This window comes from Cupriavidus sp. 05T313 (assembly GCF_056396665.1).
This window is the reverse complement of record NZ_JBFTLX010000101.1, coordinates 1-22,704: the sequence shown is the minus strand read 5'-3', so window position 1 is coordinate 22,704 and position 22,704 is coordinate 1. Positions and strand designations below refer to the sequence as shown.

Here is a 22,704-nt window from a genome sequence, read left to right as displayed (position 1 = left end):
GGCAAGGGATACCGAAGAGGGGCATCAATGGCAGGCATCGGGAAGGTGACTGTGATGCGCTGCGGGGCCCTGTCAACGTAACGAAGCAGCCGCTTGTGGGAGCGTGAATGGAGCAGCAAGAGAAGCGCAAGCTGGCGCTTGTCACCGGCGGCAGCGGCGCGCTTGGACAGGCTATCTGCCTGGCGATGGCGCAGGCGGGCCATGAGGTGTGGGTCCATGCCAACCGCCACCTTGCCCAGGCCGAGGCGGTAGCCGCGACGATTCGCGCGGCCGGCGGCCACGCGCATGCCATCGCCTTCGATGTCACCGATGCCGATGCCACCGACGCTGCGTTGCAGCGCATCCTGGCGCACGGGCCGGTGCAGATACTCGTCAACAATGCCGGCATCCATGACGACGCACCGATGGTCGGCATGACGCGCCAGCAGTGGCGCAGTGTCATCGACGTCTCGCTGAACGGATTCTTCAATGTCACCCAGCCCCTGCTGATGCCGATGATGCGCACCCGCTGGGGCCGCATCGTCAGCATGGCTTCGGTGGCGGCGCTGGTGGGCAATCGTGGCCAGGCCAACTACGCTGCCGCCAAGGCCGGGATTATCGCCGCCACGCGGTCCCTGGCCATCGAGATGGCCTCGCGCGGTGTCACCGTCAATGCCGTGGCGCCCGGCGTCATCGAGTCGCCCATGACCGGCGAGGCGTTTCCGGTTGAGCGCATCCGGCAACTGGTGCCGGCACAGCGCGCCGGCAGCCCGCAGGAGGTCGCCGGCATGATCGCGTACCTCGTGTCGGACGCGGCGGCCTACGTCACTGGCCAGACGCTCTCCATCAATGGCGGCATGGCCTAGTGCGGCCGCGGGATTCCAGGAAACATGATGGATAACAATGCTCCTTGCAGCACCGCCGGCGCAACGCCGGCCGCGTTGCCGGCGTCCGGCCTGCGCCAATGCGATGTGCTGGTGATCGGCGGGGGCCCTGCCGGGTCCACCGCCGCAGCCTTGCTGGCCGAGCGCGGATTCCAGGTCACTCTGCTGGAAAAGGAGCGCCATCCGCGTTTCCATATCGGCGAATCCTTGCTGCCCGCCAACCTGCCGCTGTTCGAGCGCCTGGGCGTGGCCGATGAAGTGCGGGCCATTTCCATCGAGAAGTGGGCTGCCGAGTTTGTCTCCCCGTGGCACGAAGGCGGCCAGGCATTCGATTTCGCCGATGCCTGGGACAAGTCGATGCCATACGCCTACCACGTGCGCCGCTCTGCCTTTGACGAACTGCTGTTCCGCAATGCGGCGCGCAAGGGCGCGCGGGTGATCGAACAATGCCGGGTGCGGGAAGTGGAGTTCCTTGCGCAGGAATCGGGCGCCGTGGTGCACGCGGTACGGGACGACGGCAGCCGGGAGGACTGGCAGGCACGCTTCGTAGTCGACGCGTCCGGCCGCGATACGTTTCTTGCCAACCGCTTCAAGACCAAGCTGCGCAATCCCAAGCACAACAGCTCCGCGCTGTACGGGCACTTTCGCGGCGCGCGGCGCCATCCTGGCAAGAACGAGGGCAACATCACCATTTTCTGGTTCGAACACGGCTGGTTCTGGTTCATCCCGCTTTCAGACGGGACCACCAGCGTGGGCGCCGTGACTTGGCCTTATTACCTGAAACGCCGCGACAAGCCGCTCAGGGATTTCTTCGCCGACACCATCGCGCTGTGCCCGGCCCTGGCGGAGCGGCTGGCGGGGGCGGAACTGGTGGCGGACGTGGAGGCCACCGGCAATTATTCCTATGTGACCGAGCAGACCTTTGGCCCGAACTACGTGCTGCTTGGCGACGCCTATGCCTTTATCGACCCGGTGTTCTCGTCGGGCGTGATGCTGGCCATGACCAGCGCCTTTGCCGCCGCCGATGCCATCGAAACCTGCCTGCGCGAGCCGGCCAGGGCGCAGGTTGCGCTGCAACGCTTCGACAAGGTAGTGCGCCACGGCCCCAGGCAGTTCTCCTGGTTCATCTACCGCATTACCACGCCGACCATGCGCGACCTGTTCATGGGGCCGCGCAATGTGTTGCGCATGAAGGAGGCACTGCTCTCCGTGCTGGCCGGCGACATCTACGGCAAGACGCCGATCTGGCGCTCGCTGCTGGCCTTCAAGGTGCTCTACTACGGCGTGGCGCTGTTCAACCTGCGGCGCTCATTGGGCGCATGGCGTCAACGCCGCCGCAATATCCGCCCGCTCGACGACGCCGGCACGGTGACCAGCCGATGAAGCGCGACACCATGAACGCGACACCGCTGCGGCTGGCGCAGTACACGGCCCGCGGACTGGCGGCGGTACGGCCGGGCTGGCTGGATGGCGCGCTGGGGGCCGTGTGGTATGGCGGCGGTACGCCGCCGGCGATGCTTGCCGGGACGGACTTGCCGCTGGCGCGCGTGGCCACGCCGCCACTGGGCGAGGACCCCGTCGTATGCGAGGTCTGGCACGGCAGCAATGCTGCCTGGGACACCATTGGCGAGCCTGCCACCGGCCGGCACGGCGTGGTGGATTTCCGCACGGATGCCGCGCTGGGCCTGATCTTCGGCAGCGTCACGCTGCGCGAGGCGGATTTTGCCAACGCGCAGGGAAGCATGCTGCAGTCGGCGACAGAGCGCGCCTATCGCGACATCTTCGGCTTGCTGGATGCGAAGGGCTATCCCTATCTCGTGCGGGTGTGGAATTACGTGGCCGACATCAATGCGGAGGAGTCTGGCATGGAGCGGTATCGCCAGTTCAATATCGGGCGGCAGGCTGCCTTCACGGCGTGCCGCCGGGAAATCGTGGGCAATGTGCCGGCGGCCTGCGCGCTTGGCGCGGTGGGCCAGCCCGTGGCGCAGCGCACGCTCTCGATCGGCTTCCTGGCCAGCCCGCGCGCGCCGGTTGCGGTGGAGAATCCGCGCCAGGTCAGCGCCTATCACTATCCTGCTCAATACGGCCCGCGCAGCCCTACCTTTGCACGCGCTGGCGTGTGGCGGGCCGGGGCGCACGACGAATGCGCCGCCCCCGTGCTGTTCGTGTCCGGCACCGCCAGCATTGTCGGGCATCGCACGGTGCATGCCGGCGATGTGGCCGCGCAGACGCGCGAGAGCATCGCCAATATTGCCGCCGTCCTGGAGCAGGCCGCGCGCGATGGACATGCGGGGATCGGTCTGCCGCAGCTCGCCTACCGGGTTTACGTGCGCCATCCGCAGGAACGCGGCACCCTCGCCAGCGTGCGCGCGGCACTGGAGGGCGCGGTCGGGCACGGCGTGGCGGCCGCCTATGTGCAGGCCGACATCTGCCGCGGCGATCTCCTGGTGGAAATCGAGGCATCGGCCGGCCATGGGCTGGAAGTGCTGGCGTGAGCGCGACATGACACTGCATCCCGCAGGCCGCCGGGGCGGCCTCGATCCCGATATTCGCGGAATCCGCCATCCGCGCGGAAAGCGGGGAATGCGCGCGTCCGTGGAGGTGGCCTGATGCGGCGTCAACTACGCGAAACCTTGCCTGGCCTGGCTGCGGTGGCAGCTGAATATGCCGTGTTCTATGCAGGCCTGCTGTTGCTGGCGCTGGTGTCCCTGCTGTGGGCACCCTTCGCCGCGGCCTGCTACTGGCTGCTGCCGGCCGGGCTGGGGCGGCGCTTCGGCCGTTTCGTGATCATGTGCATATTCCGCTTCTATCTGTGGGCCCTGGAGGGCATGGGCGCCTGCCGCTTCGACCTGCGCGAACTGGATAGCCTGCGTGGCGGGCCGCCCCTCGTGCTGGCGGCGAATCATCCTGGCTTGCTGGATGCCTTGCTGGTGTTGTCGCGGCTGCCCGGGGCGGCCTGCATCATGAAAGCCGATGTGGTGGACAATCCCTTCCTCGGTGCCGCTGCCAGGCTGGCGCGCTATATCCGTAACGACACGCTGGCCGGCATGATCCGATGTGCCGTGCAGGAGCTGCGGCGTGGCGGCCAGGTGCTGGTATTCCCTGAAGGCACGCGCACCACCCGCCGTCCGGTCAATGCCTTCAAGGGCGGCGTCGGGCTGATTGCCAAGCGTGCGGACGTGCCGGTGCAGACGCTGTTTATCGAGACCGATTCGCCGTTCCTCGGGAAGGGCTGGCCGATTTTTCGCAAGCCCGATATGCCGGTCTGCTATCGCGTCCGGCTGGGCCGGCGCTTCGACGCGCCCGAGAGCGAGCGCGCTTTCATGGCCGAGCTGGCGCAATACTATGCGGCGGAACTGTCGCGCCCGGAAAGAGAGCCGCTTCGTCCRGGCGCCGCGGTGCACAACGTTTAGGCGGCCAGGTTTGTGCGGCCGGGCTAGCCGGCGGGTTGCCGGCATGCCTCCTGCCTCCTGTTCTTGCCGTTTTTGTTTTTTCACTGTTTCCAGATCCACCTTCGCATGATCAAGCCTTCCAACACCCATCTCGTCCTGATTCCCAGCTACAACCCTGGGGCCAAGGTTCGCGACACGGTGCGCGAGGCGCGGCGCCATTGGTCGCCGGTGTGGGTGGTGGTGGATGGCAGCACCGACGGCAGCACGCAATGGCTGCAGCAAGAGGCGGCAGCCGACCCGGGCTTGCGGGTGCTCGTGCTGCCCCGCAACCAGGGCAAGGGGGCTGCGGTGCTGCAGGGGCTGGAGCAGGCCGCGGCGCAAGGGTTCACCCACGTGCTGACCATGGATTCCGACGGCCAGCACCCGGCCGGCCTGATCGCCCCCTTCATGGCGGCATCGCAACGCGATCCGGGCGTCATGGTGCTCGGCCGCCCGGTCTTCGATGCCAGCGCGCCGAAGGCCCGGGTCTACGGGCGGCGTATCTCCAACGCCTGGGCCAACCTGGAAACGCTCTGGGCCGGCATCGGCGATTCGCTCTACGGCTTTCGCGTCTACCCGATCGCGCCGCTGCGTGCTGTCATGCGCAAGCAGCGCTGGATGCGGCGTTTCGATTTCGATCCCGAGGCGGTGGTGCGCATGTGCTGGCATGGCGTGCGGCCGCTGAACGTGGACGCGCCGGTGCGCTATTTCAGCGCCGAGGAAGGCGGCGTCTCGCACTTCAACTACGTGCGCGACAACCTCTTGCTGAGCGGAATGCATGCGCGCCTGCTCGCCGGCTTCCTGCTTCGCCTGCCGCTGCTGGCCTGCCGCCGCCTGTGCGCCCGGGACGGTGCGGCGTCCCGCATCACCGCGCCCTGACGGCGCCTCCTTCAAGCATGGCGTTTCTGTCGAACGCTGCCCATCCGGCGGCGTTCGCTTGCCGTCGGCTGTGTCCGGCCGCACATGCTTCGGCTTGCCTTCAGGTAGACTGATCTCTGAATGAGCTCCAGCCCATGCAGTCGGCCAATCGAGATTCCAGTCTTGCAAGGAGAAGTCCCCCATGCATGCAGTCCCGTTGCTAGATGGCAGTGCCAACGGTAGTCCCGCCGAAGTACCGATCCGCGACCTGCGTCGCGTCACCATTCATCCCGACTATTGGTATCCGCTAGCCTGGTCGCGCGAAGTCAAGCGTGGCAAGGCGCATGGCGTGCGCTTCGCGGGCGAGCCGATCGTGCTGGTGCGCACGGAATCCGGCGCGGTGTTCGCGCTGGAGGATCGCTGCGCGCACCGGCAGGTGCCGCTGCATGCGGGCGTGGTCGATGGGGAATCGATTCGCTGCTGCTATCACGGCTGGACCTACGACTGCACGGGCCGCTGCATCGATGTCCCTTACCTGGGCCGCGAGCGGCTGCCCAACGGGGTGCGCTCCTATCCTTGCCGCGAGGTGGAGGGCCTGATCTTTGTCTTCCCGGGCAGTGCTGTGCTCGCCGACGAAACGCCGCTGCCCGACCTTGGCTCGGTGGCCAACAAGGCGTACAAGACGCGCCGCTTCGGCCGCGAGGTCAAATGCCATTACTCGTTCATGCACGAGAACCTGATGGATATGAACCATCAGTTCCTGCACCGCCGGCAGATGGGCCAGATGCGCGCGCGCTCGCTCGGGCGCCGGCGGGGTGAGGGGTGGGTCGAGGTCGACTACACCTTCTCGCGGGAAGAGGGCAAGCAGCCGGTGGGCGAAGCGCTGGTGTTCGGCGGCGGCAAGAACGGCGGGCAGAGCGGCAAGGATGTGATGACGGTCCGTACCTGCTATCCCTACCAGACATTGCAGATCCGCACCTCGGAAGGGACGCTGGTGATGGATTTGTGGATCGTCTATGTGCCGCTCGACGCGGCGCAGCGCACCAACCGCACCTTCGGATTGCTGTCGATCAAGAAGCCCGGCATTCCCGGCGTGCTCAACCTGGCGTGGCCGCTGCTAGTGTGGTTCACCGAGCGGATCTTCAAGGAAGACCGCTGGATCGTGGAGGCGGAACAGGAAGCGCACGACAAGCAGGGCGCGGACTGGAACCACGAGGTGTTCCCGGTCATCAACGAGCTGCGCGACCTGCTGCGCGAGTGCGGCGAGCCGGAAGCGCCCGGCCCGGCCTGATAGCGGATTCCTGCCGGTCTATCGGTCTATCGGTCTATCGGCCTATCGGTCTATCGGGCTTTTCAGCTATTGGGCGAACCGGCTGCGCTCGTCGCGTTCCAGCGCCGAGCAGGCCGTCCTGAGCATGGCAGAGAAGCGCGTCAGCGCGGGTTCGATGCGATAGACCGGGCCCGCAATGGAAATCCCATAGCATTCGCCCGATAGCCGCACCGGCCAGGCCAGCGCGCCAACATCGGGCATCGACTCGCCCAGGTTGATAAAGCAGCCCAGCTCGGCGGACTTCTCCAATTCGGCTTCCAGCTGCGCCACGCCCGATATCGTGCGGGGCGTAAACCGCTCGAAGCTGAGTTGCGCCATCAGTGCGCGGCGCTCGTCCTCCGCCATGACGGACAGCAGCGCCTTGCCGATGGAGTTCGCGTGGAGTTCGCGCCGCTCGCCCGCGGTGGCGATATAGCGGATCGCGTGCGGGGATTCGAGCACGTCGAGGTACACCACCCACCGGCCTTCATGCAGCTTGCCGATCACCACGGTTTCGCCGGTGGCGGCACGCAGCTCGTTCATGGTGCCGTGCACGCGGTCCAGTACCGGATCGTGGCGCGCGATCTGTTGCGCCATGGCGAGCAGCCGGCCGGTGGGGTAATAGCCCTGGCGGCGGCCGGTCTCGTAGAGATAGCCCAGCGAAGTCAGGGTGCGGATCAGCGCCAGGCAGCTTGAGGCCGGCACCGCCAGCAGGCGGGCCAGTTCCGATAGCGAGAGCGCGCGCCGCTCGCGGGCAAAGGTCTCGATGATCTCAAGCACGCGCAGCGCCGTCTTCACGTTCATGGGCGGCGCTTTGTTGTCGTTGGCGGTCATGTGTGGTCAGGCCGCGCGCCTGGGGGGAGGGCACGGGCCGGGTTGGCCGGAAGATAAGCGATCATCATAGTCTATCGGCAAGCGACTTTCTTCCTCCCGGCCCGGCGCGCATCAGTAGCTCACGTTCAGCCCCAGGCGAAAGCTGCGCGGCGTGCCGTAGAACGACGAACTGGTGCTGGTGTAGTAGCGCTTGTCGAGCAGGTTGTAGAGGTTGAACGTCGCTGAGACATTCCTGGTGATGGCATAACGTGCCATCAGGTCCACCACCGAGTAGCTCCCCTGCGTGAAGCGCACCCCGAGCGGCCCCTGGTTGTCGCTGTAGGTCTGGTTCTGCCAGCGCAAGCCGCCACCTACCGTCAGGCCGTTGCCAATGGCGGCAATGCGGTATGTGGTGAACAGCTTGAGGGTGTCCTGCGGGATATTGGTGTTGAGCGCCTTGCCGTCTTTGTCCGTGCTGAGGTTGCGTGCGAAGCTGGCGGTTGCCTGCCAGTCACGCGTCAGTTCGCCCGAGACTTCCAGCTCGTAGCCGCGGGTCTTGGCGCCGGATGCGCCGTAGTAAGCCTGCGAGCCGTCGGGCGCGAGGGCGCCGGGGATGGCCACCGCCAGGTTGTCCTGCTTGACCCAGTAGAGCGCGCCGCTGAGGTTCAGGCGGTTGTTGAAGAACGCGCCTTTGCCGCCGATTTCATAACCGTTGCCAACCAGGGGGTCGAGGAAGCTGCCGTTGACTGTCCGGTTGTTTTGCGGCTTGAAGATATTGGTATAGCTGGCGTAGGCCGACCAGTGCTTGCTCAGGTCGTAGACCAGGCCGACGTATGGGGTGATCTTGCCGGTCTCCGAGCGGTTGTCCACCGACGTCGTACCGGAAGCGTAGTCGAGCGTGCTGTTGTCGTTGCGCCAGCTCGTGACGCGCGCACCGAGCAGCACGGACAAGCTGTCGGTCGGGCGCAAGCGGGCGGTGGCGTAGGCGCTGGTGCTCTGCTCGGTGAACCTGGTGGTGCCGTTGGGCGGGGTCTCGGGGGCTGCGGGGGTGCGGCCGTCCCACGTGTAGATGTTGGCGATACTGCTGTCCCAGCCAGGGAAGCGCCAGAGCCCATACGTCTGTGTGTTGTAGGTGGTCCGTGCGAAGGTGGTGCCGAGCACAAGCTCATGCTCGCGGCCGAGCAGGCTGAAGGGCCCCGTCGCGTAAAGATCGAAGCTGGTTTGCTCCGGTTTGGCGCCCCATCGTCCCGCCCATAGACCCAGGCCGGCACCGGTGCTCTGCACGGGATATCCGTTGGAGGCATATCCCATCAATTCGTCGTAGGCGTAGGTGTCGTGGCTAAGCGTGCCCTTGACGCGCCAGCTATTGTCGAACTTGTGCTCCAGCGAGGCGAACACGGTCTGGTTGCGCCGGGCCGAATAGGCCCAGTCGGCGGCCGCCGACTTCGAGCGGGCCCATGCCGTGCGCGTGCCGTCCGCAAAGTACAGCGGCAGGCCGGAGCGCGCGTGGCCCGTCAGGTCGAAGCTCTGCCACGAGAACCCAACGGTGGCCAGCGTGGATRGGGTCAGGTCGGCCTCGACCACGCCGTAGAAGATTTCACGGCGCTCATGCAGGCGTTCGATGTTGCCGTTGTTTTCCTGGTACGCGGCGACCAGGCGGCCGCGTACGGTGCCGGCCTGGTTCAGCGGGGAGGACACATCCGCCCCAAAACGCCGATAGTCCCACGAGCCGCCCTCGACACTGACGGAGGCCTGGAAATCCCGCGCCGGGCGCTTGCGCACCAGGTTGATGGTGGCCGCCGGCGAGCCGATGCCGTTCATCAGCCCGGTGGCACCGCGTACCACTTCCACACGGTCGTAGATGGCCATGTCGTTAGTCTGGAACAGCGAGTTATAGCCGCTGTTCAGCTGCAGCACGCCGTCGAGCTGGTAGTTCTCCACCTGAAAGCCGCGCGAGTAGACCGAACTGGTGTCGGAGCCCAGGTTGCCGCTCTGGTTGAGGATCAGGCCGGGCGTCTGGGTGATCACGTCGGTGAGCTGCGTCAGGCCCTGGTCGTCCATCTGCTGGCGGGTTATGACACTGACCGATTGCGGTGTTTCACGCAGGGTGATGGCCAGCCGGGTGGCGGTGTTGCTCTCATCGCTGGTGTACAAGCCGGTGCCCTCCGTGACGCCGTCGCCCGGCCCGTTTGCCGTGACCTTCACCTCCGCCAGCATGGGGCCGCCGGCTTCGGCGCCCGCCGCGGACGGCGCGCTGCGCTTGCGCAGGCGATAGCCTCCGCTGGGCCCACTGACCGCTTCGAGCTGCTGGCCGGACAGCAGCGCGGCCAGCGCTTCGGTCACGGTATAGGTGCCGTGCAGGCCTTCGCTGTGCAGGCCTTTGGTGAGCTCCGGATCGATGGCGACCAGCACGCCCGCCTCGCGGCCAAAGCGGCCGAGCACCTGGTCCAGCGAGCCGGCGCCAATGTCGTACTGCTTGCCGCTGGCCGGTGCCGCCTGGGCGCGGGCGAGGGTCGGCGCCAGCGTGGCCACGCCCAATGTGGTGCCTAGCACAGCCGCGCGCAGCGCAAGCGCCAGCGGGGTGTGCCGATAGCGGCCGCGGGGCTGCGACAGTAGCGTGGTGCCTTGCGGGTTCGTGCAAGGGCTGGGGCGGTGCGCCATGATGCTGGTTCCTCTGGATTCTTGTGTGATGGAAGGGCGGTGGGCTGCATGGCTCTGCAGCGCCGCTAATTCACTTGATGCGCGAGAAGCGAAAAGCTGCCGCGCGCGGACGAAGATTTCCAGGGAGGAGGCGGGATACTTGCCGGCCGCTGCCGGATCAAGGCATGGGAGCGAAGCGCTGGAACGTGCCGTGGCCTTATTTCGGTGCCACCGAGACCCAGTAGCGCGTGAAGTAACGCACCCGCACAGGCAGCGTTTCTTCGAGGATGGCAAGCACCGCATCGGTATCGTCGAGCGGGAAGGCGCCAGACACGCGCAATGCGGCCAGCGACGGATCGCAACGCAGGGAGCCGGCGCGGTAGCGCGCCAGCTCCGCGATGAACCGGGCCAGCGGCATTTGTTCCGTCACCAGCATGCCGTCCAGCCAGGCGCCGGCCTGCGGGTGAACGGAGGCCGGCGTGTCGATGGCGGTGGCGGTGAAGACAGTCTCCTGTCCCGCATCGAGGCGAAGCGGCGCGCTTAGCTGGCGGGCCCGGATCCGCACCGCGCCTTCGAGCACGGAGACAGCGATCGGATCGCGCTTGTCGCCGCTGCCGTCCGGCGCCAGCACGCCATCGCGGACGATAAAGCGCGTCCCAATGGGTGTGATGCTGCCGTTGCGGGTCGCCACCGAGAACGGTCTTCCGGCCGGGTCATGGCCGGTGGTCACCTGGATCTCGCCGGCCAGGAAGACAAGTTCGCGCTGCATCGGCGTAAAGCGGACGTCGATGGCGCTGCCTGTGTTGAGCACGACGCGGGTGCCGTCGGCCAGTTCGATGGTGCGGCGCTCGCCGCTGCCGGTACGGTGGTCCGCCGTCCAGGTGTTCCAGTTGCGCCAGGACAGTTGCTCGCGCGCCAGGCAGACCCCGCCCGCCGCGACACCCAGGCCGGCAATCGACTTCAGCGCGGCGCGCCGCGAGGCCCGGCGGGCGGTGCCCGCGGTGCTGGCCGTGTGCAGGGCCTTGCGGGCGACGGCCGCCGGCATCTGGTCCAGGCCGGCGCGCAGATCCTGCCCGAGCAGGGCCATGCGCCGCCAGGCCAGTTCGTGCGCAGGATCGGCTTGCCGCCATTGCTCGCACGCGGCGTGGTCGGCAGCGGTGGCCGCGCCCGACTGCAGCCGCGACATCCAGTCCGCCGCCTGTGCGATGACGTGCGGTTCGATGCGTGCGCTTGCACGGGCATCGCTTGCYTGCGGCGCAAGCTGGGGTGTGAAGGGTTTCATGGTTGCCGCGAGGCCATGGGCAATCGGGGCGGGGATGCCGGCGTCATCCGTAGACCGCGGTGTAGCAATGCAGGAAGGCCTTGCTCATCCATTTCTGCACGACGTTGACGGTGACGTCGAGCCGCTGCGCGATCTCGCGGTAGGCCAGGCCATCCAGTTGCGACAGCAGGAAGGCTTCGCACACGCGTGGGGGGAGCTGGTCGAGTACCGTGCTCACGGCGGTCAGCGCCTCTACCACCAGCGCGCGGGTTTCGGGCGAAGGGGCGGTGGCTTCCGGCTGGAGGGCCAGCGCTTCGAGATAGGCGCGCTCAAGCGCGAGGCGGCGGAAATATTGCGCCGTCAGCCGGCTCGCCACAGTGGTCAGGTAGGCACGCGGCTCGCGCAGCGAGCTGGCGTCGCAGGCCACCAGCAGGCGGGTGAACGTATCCTGGGCCAGGTCGGCGGCGTTGTCCGCATTGCCCAGCTTGCGCCATAGCAGGTTGACCAGCCAGCTGTGGTGGTTGCGGTAGAGCGTGTGGAGTTCCGACTGGGGAAGCGTGTCTGCCGTGGCCATGGCGCCTGGATAATGCGGGCGCCATGCGCCAAACGCTATTGAGAATGATTCGCATTGTATGCGAGGTCGCTACTCAAAAACAAGGCGTGCTTCTGCCGTGAGTGGGCGGGCACATCTCCCTACCATTGCGTATCCGGCCTCCATCCGCCGCCAAGGGCCTTGTACAGGAGCACCGAGCCTTGCAGGGCAGCCAGGCGCAACTGGGCGGCATCGTCCTCGGCGGCGTAAAAGGTGCGTTGGGCGTCCAGCACGATCAGCAGCGTTTCCGCGCCGGCGCGATAGCGGCGTTCCGCCAGCGCGAAGGCGCGCCGGGCCTGCGCCAGCTCCTCATCCTGTGCGATACGCTGGGCGCCGACGCCGGCGATGGTGTTGAGCGCCACTTCCACATCGCCCGAGGCCGCGACGATGGCGCGGCGGTAGTCCGCCAGCAATTCCTGCTTCTGCGCGATGGCCATGTCATGCCCGGCGGCCAGCCGTCCGGCGTTGAATATCGGCGCCAGCACGCCGGCGGCGATGGCGTAGACCGGGTTCTCGAACAGGGTGTGCAGGCGGTCGCTTTGCCCGGTGGCRCTGGCGGTCAGGGCGAGGCGCGGCAGCATCAGCGCGCGGGCCACGGCGATATTGCCGTCGGCGGCCGCCAGCCTGGCCTCTGCCGCGGCCAGGTCGGGGCGGCGCGTAAGCAGTTCGGCGGGCAGGCCGCTGTCGATGGCGGGATCGCGCAGGCCGGCAAGGCTGGCGGTGCTGATTTCGAAGCTGCTGGCGGACTGCCCCAGCAAGATCGCCAGCGCGACCTGGCTGTCGTTGGCGCGTTGCGCCAGCAGGCGCAAGGTGCGCTCCCGGCCGGCCACCAGGCCGCGCTGCTGCGCCAGTTCCAGCGCGGTCGCGCTGCCGGCGCGCTGGCGCGCATCGACCACGGCCAGTACGCCGCGGGCATTGTCCAGCATGCGGGTGGCAATGGCGATGCGCTCGCGCAGGCTGACGGTTTGCAGCCAGGCCAGCGCGACTTCGCCGGTCACCGACAGCGTGACGGCATCCTGCGCGAAACCGGCCGCGCGCAAGGAGGCGGCGGCGCTGCCTGCGGCGGCGCGGTTGCCGCCCCACAGGTCCACTTCATAGCTGGCCGCGAGCCCGAGGCGGAAATTGGCCGAGCTGTCGCTGCTGCTGATGCCCGAGCCGCCATAGCGCCGGGCGTCGGCGGAGCCGGTGAGCTCCGGCAACAGCGGTGCGCGGGCAATGGTGACACTGGCGCGTGCCTGCTGCACCCGGGCGTATGCGGCGGCGATGCCGGGATTGTCGGCGCGGGCCCGCCGCACCAGCGCATCCAGTTCGGCATTGCCTAGCGATTGCCACCAGTCGATGCTGACCGGATCGGCGCCGGCCCGGTCCGGGGGCGCGTAGCGCCATTGCGCGGGCGTGGCGGGCAGCGGGGCCTCGGGTGTGGCCTTCGTGGCGCAGCCGCCGGTGGCCAGCGCGGTCGCCAGCAAGGCCGCGCGCAGGGCGAGGGAAGTCAGGGCGCTCATGGTTGTCATTCGCTTGCCAGTGCTTGTACGGGGTCGAGGCGAGCCGCCTGGCGGGCTGGCATGTAGCCGAACAGCAGGCCGGTGGCTACGGCGCAGCCAAAGGCGCCGGCGATGGCCGTGAGCGAGAAGATCACCGGCACCCTGGCCAGTTGCAGGGCAAGGCCCACGGCGATGCCGAGCACCACGCCCGTTACGCCGCCGAGCAGCGATACCAGCACGGCTTCGGTCAGGAACTGGCGCAGGATGTCGCGCTGGCGCGCGCCGGTGGCCATGCGGATGCCGATCTCGCGGGTGCGCTCGCGCACCGTCATCAGCATGACGTTCATCACGCCGATGCCGCCGACCAGCAGCGAGATGGCGGCAATCAGGCCGAGCATCAGTGTCATGGTGCGTTCGGTCTCCGCGCTTACGCGGATCGACTCCGCGCGGTTGTACACGCGTGCATCCTGGTTGCCGCGCCGGGCGGCGAGGGCGGCCAGGATGGCCTGCTCGGTCTGTCTGGCTTGCTGCATGTCGCGGATTGAAACCGCGACCCAGGTGGGATAGGGATTGCCGTAGAGCCGCGCGCTGGCCGTGGAGAAAGGCACCACCACGCGCTCGTCCTCGTCGGCGTTGCCGGCCAGGGCACCCTTCTCGGCGAGCACGCCGATGACCTGGAACGGCACGCTGTCCAGCAGGATGGTCTGGCCGATGGGGTCACTGCCGTCCTCGAACAAGGCATCGCGCACGCGCTTGCCAATTACCGCAACCTTGCCGAGATCGCGTTCGTCGCGGGCGTCGAAGTACACGCCCTCGGCCAGCCCCCAGTCCAGCGCCGCGGCAAAATCCGTGGTGGCGCCGCCGCCTTCGGTGCGGTGGTCGACATTGCCGCGCCGCGCCATCACGAAGCCTTCGATATACGGCATGGCGAGTTCCACATTCGGCACGCCGCGGATGGCCTCCACATCGGCCAGCGTGAGCGGCCCGCTCCGGTCGCGGCTGGTCGGGGGCAGCACGCCCACATACATCTTGTTGGCGCCGAACACCGCCATCTTCTTCATCACCTGGTACTGCGAGCCGCTGCCGATCGCCATCATGACGATCACCGAGGCGACGCCGATAACGATGCCGAGCAGGGTCAGCCCGGTGCGGAAACGGTTGCTCCACATCACGCGCCACGCGGCGCGCGCGGCCTCGGCCACGTCGGCCGCGAGCGAGGCATGGCGGTCCTTGCCCGCGCGCATGCGGGCAAGCAGTTGGGCGGCGTCGTTGGCGCCTTGGGCGGGCGGGTTGGCATCGGCGGCCTCGGGCGCCGCATGGCGAGCGCTGGCGGAGTCCGATATCACCAGCCCGTCGCGGATCTCGATCACGCGGCGGGCCTGCGCCGCGATGCCGCGATCGTGCGTGATCAGGATCACCGTGTGCCCGGCAGCCGCCAGCCCCGACAACAGCGCCATGACCTCGGCGCCGCTGCGCGAATCGAGCGCGCCGGTGGGTTCGTCTGCCAGGATGATGCGTCCGCCGTTCATCAGCGCCCGCGCGATCGACACGCGCTGCTGCTGGCCGCCGGAGAGCTGGCCGGGGCGATGGCCGGCGCGTCCGGCAAGGCCGAGCTGCGTGAGCAGCGCCTCCGCGCGGGCCTGCCGGGCGGCGGTGGGCTGGCCGGCATAGATGGCCGGCACTTCCACGTTCTCGCGCGCCGTTTCGGTGGCGATCAGGTGGTAGCCCTGGAACACGAAGCCGAAGGCTTCGCGCCGCAGCCATGCCAACTGGTCGGCGTCGAATCCCGCCACGTCCTGTCCACAGATCAGGTAGCTGCCTTCGCTGGGACGGTCCAGGCAACCCAGCAGGTGCATCAGCGTCGATTTGCCCGAGCCGGAACTGCCGACGATGGCGACGAACTCGCCCGCCTCGATGCGCAGCGAGATACCGCGCAGCACTTCGGTGGCAGGGCTGGCGCCGTCGCTGCCGCCGCCATAGCGCTTGCGGATGCCGCGCAGCTCCAGCAGTGCCGGTGGGTTCAAGGGCAGGTTCACAGGCGGAACCTCGGCATGTCGTCTGCAGGCTTGCRCTCGCCGGTGATCAGCCGGTCGCCTTCGCGCAGCCCATCGACGATGTGCGCGCGCAAGCGGTCTTGCACGCCAACGCGGATCTCACGCGCCTGCGCCTTGCCGGCAGTGTCCAGCACACGGGCGCGGAAGCGGTCGGGCCTGCCGTCCACGGCCTGCAGCGCGGCCAGCGGGGCGACCACCACGCCGCGCGCTTCGGCGGAGACAAAGGAGACCTGGGCGGTCATCTGCGGCATCAGTTCGCCATCGCTGTTCCCGACGTCGAACAGCACGGTGTACAGCACGACCTTGCTCGCCGGCGTGGCCTGCTGGTTGCCCTGCGTCTGCTGGGCCTGGCTGCCCGGGGTCGGCGGCGCCGGCAGCACCTGGCGCACCTTGCTGCGCCAGCGGCGCTGCTCGCCGCCCAGCGTGGTGAAGCTGACCTGCATGCCCGGGCGCACGCGGCGCACGTCTGCCTCCGACACCTCGGTCCACACCGTCATGGTGGCGAGGTCGGCAATGCGCAGCAGCGCGGGCGTCTGGTAGGTGGCGTTCAGGGTTTGCCCCTGGCGTGCTTCCAGCGTGACCACCGTGCCGGCCATGGGCGCGTAGATGCGCGTGTAGCCCAGCTTGGCGACGTCGCCGTTCAGGGTGGACTGCGTTTGCTCGATCTGCGCCCGCAGGCGGGCCATGCGCGCAGCGGCGGTCTTGAGCGCGGCCGCGGCGGTTTGCACGTCTTCGTCGCGGGTGGCCTCCTGGCCAGCCAGGTGGCGCTGGCGCGCATCCTGCTGTTGCGCCAGCATGTGCAGCGCTTCCTGTTCGGCAAGTTGTGCCTTGAGGCCGGCCAGTTCGGCGCGGCCGGCATCCACCGTGGCACGCGGCACGCTGGCATCGATCTCGGCCAGCAACTGGCCTTGTTCCACGGTGTCGCCCACCTGCACGAGCAAGCGGGTGATCTGCCCGGAGACCTGCGCCCCCACGTCGACATAGCTGCGTGGATGCAGGGTGCCGAGCGCGGTGACGCTGGTTTCGATGTCGCCGCGCGCGATGGTGACGGTGTCGTAGCGCGGTGCGGCGTCCGTGCTCCACCAGGCCACGGCGCCTAGCGCGGCGAGGGCCAGGACGGCGATGCCGGTGATGGGAAGGAGTCGGTGAGGCTGCGCCATGCGTTAAGGGTTTTCCGGTTGACCAGGTGAGGGCGCGGTCCGGGGTGGCCGCGCCGCGGAAGTTGAACTGGCATGTGAGGCACGCTGGCAAGCCCTACGCCGGCACCGCCAGCCTGGCGGCGGCAAAGACCGTCGCCGGCAAGGCCAGCGCCGCTGCCGTTCGGGGGTGATAAGCCAGTATCAGCACGTAAGCCAGGGCGCCGGCGCAGAGCGAGCCGGCCCAGACCACGGCGCCGATGCTGGCGCCCCAGCCGCGCAGGCAGGGCCAGGCCGCCAGGGCGAGCAGCAGCCAGCCGCAGCCGCGCAGCAGCCAGCGTGCCGGAGKGGCGGGATCGCGCCGCCAGATTTGTCCGTGGTGCCGGTCCATGGCGAGGCTGAGGCTGGCCATGCCGGCGTAACACAAGGCCAGGGTTGCCGAGGCGGCCAGCGCCGGGGGCATCGATATCAGGGCCATCATGCTTCTCCCGGCGTGGCCGCCGCGCCGGCACGCCTGCCTGGCGAACGGGGCATGGCCTGGCGGCCGGCCCGGCGCACCCTGGCGGCGGCCCACAGCAGCAGGGTGCCAAGGGTGAGGGCGCCGAGTTCCAGGCCGGCGCTTTGCCAGTCCCCGAGCGAGGCATAGCGCAGCAGGTGCCAGCCCGTGGTCAGCGCATTGAGCAGCGGCAGGATCAGGCAAAGCAGGCCGGCCAGCGCCAGTTGGCGCGGCCACGCTTTGGCCGGCTGGCTGGCCAAAGCGTGCACCGTGGCTGCCAGCCAGATGGAGAAGAACACGGCGATTTCCCACTCGTGGCGCGCCTCCAGCGCCACCGGGAGCAGGCGGTTGCCCCAAAGGTAGGCAGCGCAGGCAATCGCCAGGCCGGCGACGGCTGCCACGTTGAGGCGGTCGATGGTGCCGTAGACGCGCGCGCTGGCGGCGCCGAACTCGCGCGCCTTGCGGTTGCCGCGCTTGGTGGAGAACAGCAGCAGGCCGGTGGCGATCATGGCGGAGCCCGCCAGGCCGCAGGCAAGGTAGAGCCACCTCACCGCATTGCCGCCGAAGCGCGCCATATGCAGCGTGCGCATGACCGAGCCGGCGACCAGCGGCGCCGCGCCGCCGGTGCCCAGCATCTCGTCCTCGGCGTGGGCCGACAAGTAGGCGCCGGTGACGCCGTCGTAGCGGAACTCGCGCTGCGACGAAAAGGCGAGGCCATCGTAGCGATAGAGGCCGGCAATGCTGACAGTGGCGTTGCCGCGCCCGGGCCGCGCCACCGCCACCGAGGCGATCGCGTTTGCGCCGGCGTCGTCCGCCGCAGCCAGCCGTGCGCGTGCATCGGCCAGCAGCGTGGGCAATGCCACCAGCGTGGCGGGCGCGCCGGGAGGAGGCAGGACCTTGGGCTCGAGCCAGCCGGCCCGCCCGAGCACGCCGAACAGCTTGGCTTCGCTGCCTTCGTAGTACGTCCGGATCCCCGCCGGCATGGTATCGGGCCACCAGATGATGAGTCCCGTGTACGAGATCATGAACAGGAAGGGCAGCGTCAGCACGCCCAGCGCATTGTGCGCATCGAGCCAGGAGCGCTGGCCCTTGCCCGGCCGGAAGGTGAAGAAATCCTTGAAGAAGCGCTTATGGGTGACGATGCCCGATACCAGCGCTACCAGCATGGCCATGGTGGCGAAGGCGACGATCCATACGCCCAGCATGCCGCCGTGCAGTTCATAGTGGAAGAGCACGAAGTGATGGCCGCCCAGCGTGTCTCGCGGTGCCGGCAGCACGGCGCCGGTGTTGGGGTCGAGGCGGATCTCGCCACCGGCCTGCCCGTCCCAGTGCACATGCATGGCGGCGTCTTCGGGCGAGGGAAACTCGATTTCCCAGTGGCCGGATTGCGGCGCATGGCGCTCCAGGTAGCGCTGGGCGTGGGCCAGCGCCTGCGCCGGGTCGGGCATTCCGGCGCTGACTTCCAGCCGCTCCGGCTGCATCCAGCGCGTGATGGCGCCGTCGAACACGCTAAGGCTGCCAGTCAGGAACACGGCGAACAGCAGCCAGCCCAGCCACAGGCCACACCAGGTGTGCAGCCATGCCATCGATTGGCGGAACGTCCCTTTCATGGCAGGCCTCGCGTCCAGTGCCCGGCCGCGGCGGTTGCAAGCAGGACGGCGGATGGCGCCAGCAGCCCCAGCCAGGCGCGGCGGGCCGAGCGGGCCGCGAAGGCCCAGAGCGCCGCGCCGGTGTAGATGGCGTAGCTGAGCAGGCTGGTGGTCATGACGGCTTCGGCCCGCAGGCCAGGCAGCACCGCGGCGCAGGCCAGGATGCTGGCGGAGGCGAGCAGGTAGCCGCCCAGGATCGCCGCGGCCGCGCGCGATGCAATCCGCATGGCTTGGGAGGGGGCGGGATGCTTCATGCGGCAGCGCTCGCAAGGGGCGGCGCGCAAGAGCGGCCGGTGTCCGGGGGCAGGCGGGGAGCCAAGGTGCGGTTTTCCTTTCCGAAAAGGGGGTGGAGACAGGGTGGTGGCCGGGTGGTTCACGCGACGCCGGGCATAAGCTCGCAGCGTCTCTGTATCCCTGACGCACGAGATCGGAGAATCTGCCGGGCCGCCGGAGAAATTTTTGCCGCCTGCCGTGGCGAGCGCCACCGGCCCCTGACCGGGCTTGGCGGATCAGGTGGTCAGGAACCGTTATGGGGCAAGGGGAATGCGGAAAGGGGAAGCGGCGGGGCGGCCGGCGAAGCTCGCCGATCCTCTCATTTTCGCATCGCCGGCTTGTATGGGCAGACGCGATGGGAGACGTCACACGGGAGCCCTCGACTACTGGATGATTGCCGGGCCGGTACTCCCTGATCTGACATTGAATTCCTACGGTGAATTGCTGCTTGCCAGGCTGGCGTTGTCCGGGGGAATGCCAGGGTTCGCCGCGGCAAACCGGGCGACGCCGGGAGCCGGCCGCTTGGTAGCCGCTCACGCCAGTTGGGCTGTCCTTCGAGATTCATACCATGGCGATGCTTAACCAAAAAGCCCGCCTACACGGCTATGACCTCCCGGCCGGACCAGTCTCGCCTCAAGCCTTGACCGCGAAGGGGGCAACGAAGCCGCGCAGCCGCAGCGCGTTGGTAAGGACAAACACGCTGGACAAGGCCATGGCGCCTGCAGCAAACACCGGCGAAAGCAAGTTGCCGTTGACCGGGTACAGCAGGCCAGCCGCGACCGGAATCAGGGCAGCGTTGTAGGCAAACGCCCAGAACAGGTTCTGCTTGATGTTGCGGATCGTGGCCTTCGACAATGCAATCGCGTTGGGCACGCCACCCAGGTCGCCGGACATCAGCACCACGTCCGCCGCCTCGATGGCAATGTCCGTGCCTGTACCGATAGCAAGTCCCACATCGGCCTCGGCCAGCGCCGGCGCGTCATTGATGCCATCGCCCACATACGCGATAGGACCGTACTGCTTCTTAAGCCGCTGTACCGCCTCGACCTTGCCGTCGGGCAGCACTTCGGCAACCACCTCATCAATGCCCAACTGGCGGGCGATTGCCTCGCCGGTGCGACGGTTGTCGCCGGTGATCATGGCAACCTTCAGGCCAAGGCCGTGCAAGGCCTGGATGGCGGCCGCCGTAGTTTCCTTGATCGGGTCGGCTACGGCAATCATGGCTGCAAGCCGGCCATTGATAGCTGCGTACAACGGTGTCTTGCCTTCGTCGCCCAGGCGCGCCGCATCCGCGCTGAACGCTTCGACATCCAAGCCCAGCTTCCGCATGAAGCGATCGGCGCCAATCTCGACCAGATCGCCATCCACCCGGGCGCTGACCCCAAAGCCCGTAATCGAATCGAACTGCCCGATGGTGCCCAGGGCGATCTTTTGCGCCTTGGCGGCATCGACGATGGCCTGTGCAATCGGGTGTTCGGACTTCGCTTCGACAGTGGCTACCTTGCCCAGCACCACTGACCGTTCGAGTCCCGGGGCAACGATCAGATCCGTCAGTTCGGGACGCCCTTTGGTCAGCGTTCCGGTCTTGTCAACGGCCACCACCCTGGCGTCCTTCAGGGATTGCAGTGCCTCGCCCTTGCGGAACAACACGCCCATTTGCGCCGCGCGCCCGGTGCCCACCATGATCGACGTCGGCGTCGCCAGGCCCATCGCGCACGGGCAGGCAATAATCAGCACGGCAACCGCGTTGACAAGCGCGAATGTCAGGGCGGGGTCCGGTCCGAAACTCAGCCAGATAACGAACGTCAGCGCGGCGGCGGCCATGACTGCCGGCACGAACCACATGGTGATGCGATCGACCATCGCCTGGATCGGCAGCTTGGAGCCTTGCGCCTGCTCGACCATGCGGATGATCTGCGCCAGCACGGTGTCGTTGCCGACTTTGGTGGCGCGGAATGTCAGCGCGCCGTTCTGGTTGACAGTGCCCCCCACCACTTCCGAGCCGGGCTTCTTTTCCACGGGTACCGGTTCGCCACTGATCATGGATTCGTCGATGAAGCTATTGCCGGCCACGACTTCGCCGTCCACAGGAATGCGCTCGCCGGGACGAACTTCGATCAGCTCGCCCGCGACCACTTCTTCGATAGGAACCTCAAGCGTCGCGGCATCACGCACCACACGCGCGGTCTTGGCCTGCAAACCGAGCAGCCGCTTGATCGCTTCCGAGGTGTTGCCCTTGGCGCGGGCTTCCATATAGCGGCCAAGCAGGATCAGCGCCACGATGACAGCGGCGGCTTCGTAGTAGACATTGACCGTGCCGGCGGGAAGCAGGCCCGACGCAAACGTAGCCACGGCCGAGTAGGCATAGGCGGCGGAGGTACCTACCGCCACCAGCGAATTCATATCCGGCGCACCCCGCAGCAGCGCCGGGATGCCCTTCTTGAAGAAACGCAGCCCCGGCCCGAACAGCACGATGCTCGAGAGCACGAACTGGATATACCAGCTGTTCTGCGTGCCGATGCTTTTTGCAATCACGTGGTGAAACGCCGGAACCAGGTGCGCGCCCATCTCCATGATGAAAACGGGGAGGGCGAAAAGCGTGGCAATCGTCAGGGCGCGCCTTAGCGACTTCAGTTCGACAGCCTGGCGCTCGGCCACGGCATCGGTGTTGCTGGTGTCGCCCGAGATGACCTGCGCCTCGTAGCCTGCCCTGGCAACGGCCTGGATCAGGGCTTCGGGCGAGGTGCCGCCAGCGGCGCTGATCCGCGCGCGCTCAGTCGCGAGGTTGACGGTTGCATTGTTGACGCCCGGTACGGCTTTCAGGGCCTTTTCGACGCGGCCCACGCACGAGGCGCAGGTCATGCCCGTTACCGATAACTCAATGGTGCTCGAAGCCACGTTATAGCCGGACTTCTGCACCGCCTGCACAGCGGCCTCGACATTCGGTACCCCGTCAAAAGTGATGTCGGCGCGCTCGGTCGCGAGGTTGACGCTGGCCTTGTTCACGCCTGGCACGGCCCTCAGGGCCTTTTCGACGCGGCCCACGCACGAAGCGCAAGTCATGCCTTCGACCGGGATGCTGATCGCAACACTGCCTGTCGGGCTGGAACTCATCACTGCTCCTTGAAAAATTGGGAAGCTCCTTCATAACGGTGGCCACTTTAGAGCTTCCGATTATGTCAAGGTCAAGCATCCGGACGGAGTATTTAGCCGAATCTGCCGAAAAAGCGTCTCCGCGCGATGCGGCATAAATTGGTCTGCCCTGGTTGATTCTCGATCTCTTCTTGGATCTACCGCTTCGCTTTCTGGCGTGCCCGTTCTTTCCACTCACGGGCGATGGCGGCGACAGTCCCGTCGTGACGCAGCGCGGCACCCGCAACCAGATCCCTTATGGGGCGGGGGTGGCCTATGCTACGGAGATAGGCGAGCGTTGCAATCCCTACCGGCAATAACACAGAAAAGCACAGAGACAGAGCCGAAATTCAAGGAGCGCTTGTGGACACCCCTGWAGACATCGAATCCCGCCGCGAACGCGGCAARGKCACGCGCAAACACGTTCCCCGCAGCGCGCATGTCGCGGTCGGCARCGTCGAACGAGATCCCGTCGRGTTGCTGGAGATCAACAGCGCCGGCCGTGTCGAACGGCTGGTGCCGCTGCGCTATGGCCGCATGATCGAATCGCCTTTCACCTTCTACCGTGGCAGCGCCATCATCCAGGCGCATGACCTCGCCGGTACGCCGAATTCAGACATCCCCATCCAGATCTGCGGCGACTGCCACCTGGCCAACTTCGGCGGGTTTGCCAGCCCTGAACGCTCGCTGCTGTTCGACCTCAACGATTTCGACGA

The 22,704-nt window shown here is 67.5% G+C and carries 18 protein-coding genes; 7 read left to right on the top strand and 11 right to left on the bottom strand.

All coding sequences use genetic code 11. The features are described 5' to 3' along the window. Positions 1-107: 107 nt before the first annotated feature. From fabG to AC1DKD_RS21455, 6 genes are all read left to right on the top strand, one after another. Positions 108-845: a 3-oxoacyl-ACP reductase FabG gene (fabG, locus tag AC1DKD_RS21480; RefSeq protein ID WP_441630584.1), complete on the top strand. Its 738-nt coding sequence runs from the start codon at positions 108-110 to the stop codon at positions 843-845. A gap of 24 nt (positions 846-869) precedes the next feature. Then, complete coding sequence (locus AC1DKD_RS21475) at positions 870-2,246, top strand: NAD(P)/FAD-dependent oxidoreductase (RefSeq protein WP_441630582.1); 1,377 nt, start codon at positions 870-872, stop codon at positions 2,244-2,246. After that, a complete protein-coding gene (locus tag AC1DKD_RS21470; protein WP_441630580.1) occupies positions 2,243-3,358 on the top strand; it encodes a chorismate transformation FkbO/Hyg5 family protein in 1,116 nt (371 codons plus the stop codon). The genes AC1DKD_RS21475 and AC1DKD_RS21470 overlap by 4 nt, the downstream gene beginning before the upstream one ends. A gap of 114 nt (positions 3,359-3,472) precedes the next feature. Continuing rightward, on the top strand, positions 3,473-4,276 hold the full coding sequence (locus AC1DKD_RS21465) for a lysophospholipid acyltransferase family protein (RefSeq protein WP_441630578.1): 804 nt from the start codon (positions 3,473-3,475) through the stop codon (positions 4,274-4,276). A 105-nt stretch (positions 4,277-4,381) separates the two neighbouring features. Next, positions 4,382-5,173 (top strand): glycosyltransferase family 2 protein, encoded by a 792-nt coding sequence (locus AC1DKD_RS21460; RefSeq protein WP_441630576.1) that lies wholly within the window; start codon positions 4,382-4,384, stop codon positions 5,171-5,173. A 181-nt stretch (positions 5,174-5,354) separates the two neighbouring features. After that, positions 5,355-6,443 (top strand): aromatic ring-hydroxylating oxygenase subunit alpha, encoded by a 1,089-nt coding sequence (locus tag AC1DKD_RS21455; RefSeq protein ID WP_045236811.1) that lies wholly within the window; start codon positions 5,355-5,357, stop codon positions 6,441-6,443. Between the two features lie 66 nt (positions 6,444-6,509). On the opposite strand, the gene AC1DKD_RS21450 is transcribed toward AC1DKD_RS21455, so the two are convergent. The 11 genes from AC1DKD_RS21450 to AC1DKD_RS21400 all read right to left on the bottom strand — a co-directional run bounded on the left by AC1DKD_RS21450 (position 6,510) and on the right by AC1DKD_RS21400 (position 21,970). Further along, a complete protein-coding gene (locus AC1DKD_RS21450; protein WP_035862925.1) occupies positions 6,510-7,265 on the bottom strand; it encodes an IclR family transcriptional regulator in 756 nt (251 codons plus the stop codon). A 141-nt stretch (positions 7,266-7,406) separates the two neighbouring features. Then, positions 7,407-9,935 (bottom strand): TonB-dependent siderophore receptor, encoded by a 2,529-nt coding sequence (locus tag AC1DKD_RS21445; RefSeq protein ID WP_477143682.1) that lies wholly within the window; start codon positions 9,933-9,935, stop codon positions 7,407-7,409. 196 nt (positions 9,936-10,131) lie between these two features. Continuing rightward, entirely contained in the window at positions 10,132-11,196 is a 1,065-nt protein-coding gene (locus tag AC1DKD_RS21440; RefSeq protein WP_477102553.1) for a FecR domain-containing protein, read from the bottom strand. A gap of 43 nt (positions 11,197-11,239) precedes the next feature. Continuing rightward, positions 11,240-11,749 (bottom strand): sigma-70 family RNA polymerase sigma factor, encoded by a 510-nt coding sequence (locus tag AC1DKD_RS21435; protein WP_441628557.1) that lies wholly within the window; start codon positions 11,747-11,749, stop codon positions 11,240-11,242. A gap of 119 nt (positions 11,750-11,868) precedes the next feature. Next, a complete protein-coding gene (locus AC1DKD_RS21430) occupies positions 11,869-13,269 on the bottom strand; it encodes an efflux transporter outer membrane subunit (RefSeq protein WP_477115154.1) in 1,401 nt (466 codons plus the stop codon). A gap of 5 nt (positions 13,270-13,274) precedes the next feature. Further along, positions 13,275-15,284 carry a MacB family efflux pump subunit gene (locus AC1DKD_RS21425; RefSeq protein ID WP_477111815.1) on the bottom strand — a complete coding sequence of 670 codons (2,010 nt, stop codon included), beginning with the start codon at positions 15,282-15,284 and terminating at the stop codon, positions 13,275-13,277. Next, the gene (locus AC1DKD_RS21420) at positions 15,281-16,462 is read right to left on the bottom strand and encodes an efflux RND transporter periplasmic adaptor subunit (RefSeq protein ID WP_477143681.1); all 1,182 of its coding nucleotides are present in this window, start codon (positions 16,460-16,462) and stop codon (positions 15,281-15,283) included. The genes AC1DKD_RS21425 and AC1DKD_RS21420 overlap by 4 nt, the downstream gene beginning before the upstream one ends. Before the next feature lie 94 nt (positions 16,463-16,556). Continuing rightward, the gene (locus tag AC1DKD_RS21415; RefSeq protein ID WP_477143680.1) at positions 16,557-16,919 is read right to left on the bottom strand and encodes a DUF3325 domain-containing protein; all 363 of its coding nucleotides are present in this window, start codon (positions 16,917-16,919) and stop codon (positions 16,557-16,559) included. Next, complete coding sequence (locus AC1DKD_RS21410; protein WP_441628547.1) at positions 16,916-18,544, bottom strand: PepSY-associated TM helix domain-containing protein; 1,629 nt, start codon at positions 18,542-18,544, stop codon at positions 16,916-16,918. Before AC1DKD_RS21410 ends, AC1DKD_RS21415 begins: the two co-directional genes overlap by 4 nt. Further along, positions 18,541-18,837: a DUF3649 domain-containing protein gene (locus AC1DKD_RS21405; protein WP_441628545.1), complete on the bottom strand. Its 297-nt coding sequence runs from the start codon at positions 18,835-18,837 to the stop codon at positions 18,541-18,543. The genes AC1DKD_RS21410 and AC1DKD_RS21405 overlap by 4 nt, the downstream gene beginning before the upstream one ends. 652 nt (positions 18,838-19,489) lie before the next feature. Further along, positions 19,490-21,970: a heavy metal translocating P-type ATPase gene (locus tag AC1DKD_RS21400; RefSeq protein WP_441628543.1), complete on the bottom strand. Its 2,481-nt coding sequence runs from the start codon at positions 21,968-21,970 to the stop codon at positions 19,490-19,492. Between the two features lie 381 nt (positions 21,971-22,351). On the opposite strand from AC1DKD_RS21400, the gene AC1DKD_RS21395 reads away from it, so the two are divergent. Continuing rightward, a partial coding sequence (locus AC1DKD_RS21395; RefSeq protein ID WP_477143679.1) for a DUF2252 family protein occupies positions 22,352-22,704 on the top strand: 353 nt, incomplete at its 3' end.

What these genes read in the sequence shown, in the direction of transcription:
- fabG (WP_441630584.1), top strand. Translation starts at nt 108, where the DNA reads ATGGAGCAGCAAGAGAAGCGCAAGCTGGCGCTTGTCACCGGCGGCAGC.
- AC1DKD_RS21475 (WP_441630582.1), top strand. Translation starts at nt 870, where the DNA reads ATGATGGATAACAATGCTCCTTGCAGCACCGCCGGCGCAACGCCGGCC.
- AC1DKD_RS21470 (WP_441630580.1), top strand. Translation starts at nt 2,243, where the DNA reads ATGAAGCGCGACACCATGAACGCGACACCGCTGCGGCTGGCGCAGTAC.
- AC1DKD_RS21460 (WP_441630576.1), top strand. Translation starts at nt 4,382, where the DNA reads ATGATCAAGCCTTCCAACACCCATCTCGTCCTGATTCCCAGCTACAAC.
- AC1DKD_RS21455 (WP_045236811.1), top strand. Translation starts at nt 5,355, where the DNA reads ATGCATGCAGTCCCGTTGCTAGATGGCAGTGCCAACGGTAGTCCCGCC.
- AC1DKD_RS21450 (WP_035862925.1), bottom strand. Translation starts at nt 7,265, where the DNA reads ATGAACGTGAAGACGGCGCTGCGCGTGCTTGAGATCATCGAGACCTTT.
- AC1DKD_RS21435 (WP_441628557.1), bottom strand. Translation starts at nt 11,749, where the DNA reads ATGGCCACGGCAGACACGCTTCCCCAGTCGGAACTCCACACGCTCTAC.
- AC1DKD_RS21410 (WP_441628547.1), bottom strand. Translation starts at nt 18,544, where the DNA reads ATGAAAGGGACGTTCCGCCAATCGATGGCATGGCTGCACACCTGGTGT.
- AC1DKD_RS21405 (WP_441628545.1), bottom strand. Translation starts at nt 18,837, where the DNA reads ATGAAGCATCCCGCCCCCTCCCAAGCCATGCGGATTGCATCGCGCGCG.
- AC1DKD_RS21400 (WP_441628543.1), bottom strand. Translation starts at nt 21,970, where the DNA reads ATGAGTTCCAGCCCGACAGGCAGTGTTGCGATCAGCATCCCGGTCGAA.